The organism is Thomasclavelia sp., from assembly GCF_047249845.1.
Classification (GTDB): domain Bacteria; phylum Bacillota_I; class Bacilli_A; order Erysipelotrichales; family Coprobacillaceae; genus Thomasclavelia.
Window position 1 is genome coordinate 1 of the sequence record NZ_JBKTWO010000084.1, and the last position, 5,400, is coordinate 5,400.

Consider the following 5,400-nt stretch of genomic DNA (forward strand, 5'->3'; position numbering starts at 1 on the left):
TGGTTTATTATTTATAAAGTTGATTCATTCCAATTAACATAGCAGTTAAGAATCTTTTGATTATCAAGTTTATTTTTACCCTCGATTTGATCAATGACTATTTTAGCCGCCTCCTCTCCTTCTTTGAAAGCTGGTTGAATGATTGTTGTAATACTAGGCGAGGAAAAATTAACCCATTCAAGATTATCAAATCCAATTAAACCAATTTGCGGCATATTATTTCGATATTGTTTTAAGGCAAGATAAATATCTGGTAATGCCCAACAATTAGGAACAAATACTAAGGACTTCTTTGATACATTTAGCGTACTTTCAAAAAAATTATGCAGCATTTTAAAATCTACACGATCATTCTCCAAAATAAAGGTTTTATAGTTAAAATTATAGTCTGCTAGAGCATCAATAAAACCACTAACCCGTTCTAATCTTGTACTAATTAATTGCGGATCAGCCGTTATTAGATAAAAAGACTCATACCCTTTAATAATACATTTAACAATCGTTTCATATGTTGCTTCATAATTATTAGTTTTGATCCAATTACTTTTTAAATCATATAATTTACTATCAAAAAAAACTAATGGTTTATTTAGTTTTAATAATTTCTTAGATAACTTTCTAAATTGTGCTGTTGGTTGAACAATAAATCCCGCTACTCCCATTGAAAGCATCTGTTCAATATAATTTTCTTCACGCTGATAGCTATATTCACTATTTCCAACTATGACTTGATAATTGTACTTACTAGCTATTGTTTCAATTCCTTTAACTATTTGATTTGAAAATGTGTTAGTGATATCACTAATTAAAACACCTATTAGCTTACTGCTTTTTGAATTAAGACAACGGGCAGCAAGATTAGGTTGAAAATTAGTTTGTTTAATAATTGTTGCAATTGTCTTTTGGGTTTTTAAGGATATGCTTTGTGTGTTTCCATTTAAATAAAATGAGATTGTTGTCTTTGAAACACCAGCTAATTTTGCAATTTCATTTATAGTTATTTTATTATCCATTATTACATTTCCATTCAAACACTATTTTTTAGAAAATGATTGCCATTTTGCTATCATCACTTGCCGCAACTCTCTTTGCCTTTTACAATCCCTAATATCATTGATTTGATAAAACAATATCTCTTTACTACTATTACCAGCACAAGCAAGCACCTGTCCATTAGGACCAATTACTTCACTAGGACTTCTTAAATCAGTAATATCTTTATAAAAAGGAACTGCCATCGCACTAGCTAAATAAATACCGTTTTCATAAGCCCGGCATCTAGCATAAATATTTTCCCACCCCCATGTTGGACAAAGAATTAAATCTGCTCCTTGTTTTGCGTAAGCTCTAATAGTTTCAGGAAATTGCATATCATCACATATTGCAATACCAACTTTCCCAAATTCACTATCCCAAATAGGAAAATGGCTACCTGGCCTCAAATAGTCATTTTCATCACCAGCCAAAAATACCTTATCGTAAGCGAAACATATTTGTCCATTTTTATTGAAAACAACAGCACTATTTGATAATTGCTGATGTTCGTTTGCCAATAACATACCAACTACTAAATATGTTTTTCCTTGTTTAGCCAATTTGGCACATGCTTCCAATAAATAATCTTGACTAGATACAACTAAATCATAGGGCTTTTCTTGATAACGATAAGGATTTCCAACAAAATTAATTGCCTCACTTGTCAATACTAAATCGACATTATGGCTTATTGCTCTTTGTATCATTTTTAAATTTTGATCAATCATTTCTTTTTGTAATTCCATAATTTGATCTTTAGTAAACCTTAAATCCGGTTGATTGAAAGAATATAGTTTATTTTGTTTTTCTTGAATTAAAGCTAGTTTCATGAAGATTTCTCCTATTTTATTAAAAATACAGGTACTCCTGTGCCCTTTTATTTATGCAATCCCTAAATATGCACATCCAAATGAAAATACTAAAATTCCAATAATGATCCAAATAGGATTAACTTTTTTCTTAATTAGTCCATAACACCCAAAAATAAATCCTAATGGTAATAATCCTAACAAAATTTGATCTAACAGACCTTGGATATTTAAAGTTTGTTCTCCTACTACTGGAGCAATTGCCACAGTAAAATTTACATTTTGCGCAGCCATAACGCCAACCATCATTAGACCCATAATTCCACAAGCCTTAGTTATTGATTGAAGCAATCCGGACGTTGCTGCTTCACTAATATATTTGCCACCTAACTTATATCCCAAGATTCCTCCAAACCAGCGAAAGAGAACACTAGGAATATTGAATGCTAAAAGGAATAAGATTGGTCCTAAAATATTTCCTGCCTGACATAGCCCTAAAGCTAATCCTGTTGCAATAATTCTAAATGTCCCGGTAAAGAAAGAATCACCAATACCGGCAAAAGGCCCCATCAAAGAAACTTTTACTCCATTGATTGATTCAGCATCAAAGTTTTTAGGATCTTTAGCATTTTCTTCTTCCATCGATAAGGATAACCCTAAAATAAATGGTGCCATTTGTGGTGTTGTATTAAAAAATACTGTATGCCGTTTCATTGCCTGCCAATAGGCTTCATCGTCTTTTTTATATATTTTTCTTAACATTGGCTGGAGATCCAGGCAATCGTAATTCCTTGCATCCGTACCCCGTTAATTCCTTGCAATATCCACAAGTGACGCCAAAATAATGATTTCATCATCTTTTTATCATCATTATTCAATTTAAATAGTTCTTTATTCATCAAAGAATCCCTCCTTATCATTACTATTTTCCACTTTAGCTGTACTATTCACATTTTTCATTTCATCTCGATGCTTAGAATCATTAAAGAAATAGAATACTGCAATACAAATTGCTAAAATTGCCATAGGCATTGTTAAGCTACTCGCAGAAAAAGCAGCTGTCGTTTCGCCACCTTTACATCCTTGAATTGCAGTTAAAAAATAATTCATAAATGAAGTAATATATTTAACTGCAAAGAATCCTAAAAAGAAGAAACATACAATTGATTTATCCCATAACATTTTAATCAACATGGCAAATCCGATTGCAGGCAAAATGCCAGCTGCTATTCCAAACCCACTCATGACCCAAGCCGGCATCGAATTAATAAATGATTCAATCCCACTTGTTCCAAAAGCAATTGCTAAAAATGTTACAATTGAATATGGTAGTGGATGTACAAAACTGATTAAATAGTGTAATTTAGAATAATTTTTAAAATTTCTTTCTTCAATAAATTTATCAAACAACGGTACTGATGCTGTCCAAACAATTGTTTCAGCTTGAAAAATCACTGTGAATGCTAATGAAATTGGTACTGCTAAAGTCACAGCAATATCGGCCTCTTTACCAAGTAAAATAGCAAAAGCACAGCCAAGTATTCCTCCTGATACAAAATCTTGTGGAACTGAACCGCCGATTGAAATTGCTCCAATAAATACTAGTTCTAAACTTGCTCCTAAAATAATTCCGGCTTGTAAATCACCTAATACTAAACCGACTAATGGACAGATCCAAATTGGACGTACTCCAATTTGCCCAATCCAATCGGTGAATTTTGCAACATACATTACAATTGCAACCAAAAATGCACTTAATAACATCTTTCTTTTCCCCCTAGATTAAGTCTTTAATTTGTCTTACTGGATTAGTTGGCACTAACTGATAAACTGATGGAATACCTAAAGCTACTATTGCTTTTAGATTTTCAACATCATGATCATCTACATAAAAGGTATCACCGACTTTTCTTTTCTTAGCAACATCCCCACTAATTAATCCATAATTACCTACATTAAATAAATTAACATTTGTGACCTTTTCACAAATTCTTCTAGCATCATCGGTATTATTGACGATTGCTAAAATCTTCATCGATGCAGCTCGTGGATCATTAAAAATATCACAAGCATCCTCAACTGATAAAATACTGCATTTCACCGTTGCCGGAGCAGCCATTTTTAATGTTGCCTTTTGAACATCATTTACAGCTACTTTATCATTTGCTACCACGATCCGATCTACTCCTAATTCTTTTGACCACACAACTGCAATCTGCCCATGAATCAGCCGGTCATCAATCCTTAACATTTTAATCATTTTATATCTCCTTTCATTACTACCTACCCTTTTGTTTTTTCTTAACGCCAAGTGTATGCGCTATCATTTTTTGGGACAACTACACAATAACAAATAAAGAATCAGGCAACAATAAAATAGAGGGATGCTCCAAAGAACACCCCTCTTTTCCTATAAAAATCCCCGTTTTAATAAAAATCAATCTTTCTCTTGCCTGCGATATTGTTGTGGAGAAACACCAAATATTTCTTTGAACTTTTTGCGAAACTGTTTTGGATCATTATACCCTACTCGGCTTGCTAATTCATAACTTTTTAAATCTGTACTATTCAATAATCTTAGCGCTTCTTTCATTCGTACTATTGTAAGATAATTTTTAAAATTTTGACCTGTTTCTTTCTTGAAAAAAGTACTTAAATAAGCTGCATTCATCCCAATATAATCAGCTAACTGTTCCAATGTAATATTTTCATTATAACGCTCATTAATATATTGTTTGATTTTTGTAATCTCTTGTGATTCTCTAAGTCCACTTAAAAGCTGGATCTTTAAAAATAACTGTTGATAATAATCCTTAATGGCACTAATTAATTTATTAAATGATAACTTACTTTGAATATTCTCAATAAAACTTAGTTGTTCATTTTGATATGTATCATCGACTAACCCACAATCATTTAAAACTAAATAGATCTGTCCAATTAATAAAATACATTCATTGATTAAAGCAGACCGATTACCATAATGAATATCTTTTAGTATTCCAACAGTGTCCACAATTGTATCAACAATAATATCAACATCATGATTCATCATAATCGACTGGGTTAATTCATGATATTGTGCTTGAAACTGCTCTTGATTAACTTCAATATTTTTTCTAGTTCCATCATGACAAAATTTTTCTTCTGTAAAATAGTATAAATCTAAAGCTCGTTTAGCACTTTCATAAAGCTTTACAACACTTGTACTTTTATTACTAATTCCAACAATAAATTTAACTGGATATTTACGTAACACTTCTTTTTCCAATGCTAAAACAACTTCCGGAAAATTATCACATTCCTTTAACTGAATTAATGCTGAGAAAGCATTACTATCTTTTTTAATCAAAAGATTGTTTTGTTTTTCTAAGCAGCTTTGCAAATAATCATAAATTTCATATTTCATAATACTTAGATTTTCATCTACATTGAGATCACTTTTTTTCCACAATAGTTTTATCGCCACTGCAATGACTTCCTTTCTTCCACCAGGCCAAAATTGTTCTACTGTGCAGTTAGTGTTATTAGCCATTAACAGCTGTCTATATTCTTG

General features: G+C 31.6%; 7 protein-coding genes. All 7 read right to left on the minus strand.

Features of this window, described 5'->3' with window-relative positions:
* Positions 1 to 11 precede the first annotated feature (11 nt).
* Complete coding sequence (locus ACLR9T_RS13105; RefSeq protein ID WP_413109955.1) at positions 12 to 1,013, minus strand: LacI family DNA-binding transcriptional regulator; 1,002 nt, start codon at positions 1,011 to 1,013, stop codon at positions 12 to 14.
* A gap of 21 nt (positions 1,014 to 1,034) precedes the next feature.
* A complete protein-coding gene (locus ACLR9T_RS13110; protein WP_413109956.1) occupies positions 1,035 to 1,865 on the minus strand; it encodes a carbon-nitrogen hydrolase family protein in 831 nt (276 codons plus the stop codon).
* Positions 1,866 to 1,916: 51 nt separating this feature from the next.
* Positions 1,917 to 2,606 carry a PTS system mannose/fructose/sorbose family transporter subunit IID gene (locus tag ACLR9T_RS13115; protein ID WP_413109957.1) on the minus strand — a complete coding sequence of 230 codons (690 nt, stop codon included), beginning with the start codon at positions 2,604 to 2,606 and terminating at the stop codon, positions 1,917 to 1,919.
* Positions 2,600 to 2,743 (minus strand): hypothetical protein, encoded by a 144-nt coding sequence (locus ACLR9T_RS13120; protein ID WP_413109958.1) that lies wholly within the window; start codon positions 2,741 to 2,743, stop codon positions 2,600 to 2,602. The genes ACLR9T_RS13115 and ACLR9T_RS13120 overlap by 7 nt, the downstream gene beginning before the upstream one ends.
* Complete coding sequence (locus tag ACLR9T_RS13125) at positions 2,736 to 3,608, minus strand: PTS mannose/fructose/sorbose/N-acetylgalactosamine transporter subunit IIC (RefSeq protein WP_022007324.1); 873 nt, start codon at positions 3,606 to 3,608, stop codon at positions 2,736 to 2,738. Before ACLR9T_RS13125 ends, ACLR9T_RS13120 begins: the two co-directional genes overlap by 8 nt.
* 13 nt (positions 3,609 to 3,621) lie before the next feature.
* Positions 3,622 to 4,104: a PTS sugar transporter subunit IIB gene (locus ACLR9T_RS13130; RefSeq protein WP_022007325.1), complete on the minus strand. Its 483-nt coding sequence runs from the start codon at positions 4,102 to 4,104 to the stop codon at positions 3,622 to 3,624.
* A 177-nt stretch (positions 4,105 to 4,281) separates the two neighbouring features.
* Positions 4,282 to 5,400, minus strand: a 1,119-nt coding sequence (locus ACLR9T_RS13135) for a helix-turn-helix domain-containing protein (protein ID WP_413109959.1), incomplete at its 5' end; no start/stop codon positions are given.

Bases quoted from the DNA above. Each gene is read 5' to 3' on its own strand.
- ACLR9T_RS13105 (WP_413109955.1), bottom strand. From the start codon at position 1,013: ATGGATAATAAAATAACTATAAATGAAATTGCAAAATTAGCTGGTGTT.
- ACLR9T_RS13125 (WP_022007324.1), bottom strand. From the start codon at position 3,608: ATGTTATTAAGTGCATTTTTGGTTGCAATTGTAATGTATGTTGCAAAA.
- ACLR9T_RS13110 (WP_413109956.1), bottom strand. From the start codon at position 1,865: ATGAAACTAGCTTTAATTCAAGAAAAACAAAATAAACTATATTCTTTC.
- ACLR9T_RS13120 (WP_413109958.1), bottom strand. From the start codon at position 2,743: ATGAATAAAGAACTATTTAAATTGAATAATGATGATAAAAAGATGATG.
- ACLR9T_RS13115 (WP_413109957.1), bottom strand. From the start codon at position 2,606: ATGTTAAGAAAAATATATAAAAAAGACGATGAAGCCTATTGGCAGGCA.
- ACLR9T_RS13130 (WP_022007325.1), bottom strand. From the start codon at position 4,104: ATGATTAAAATGTTAAGGATTGATGACCGGCTGATTCATGGGCAGATT.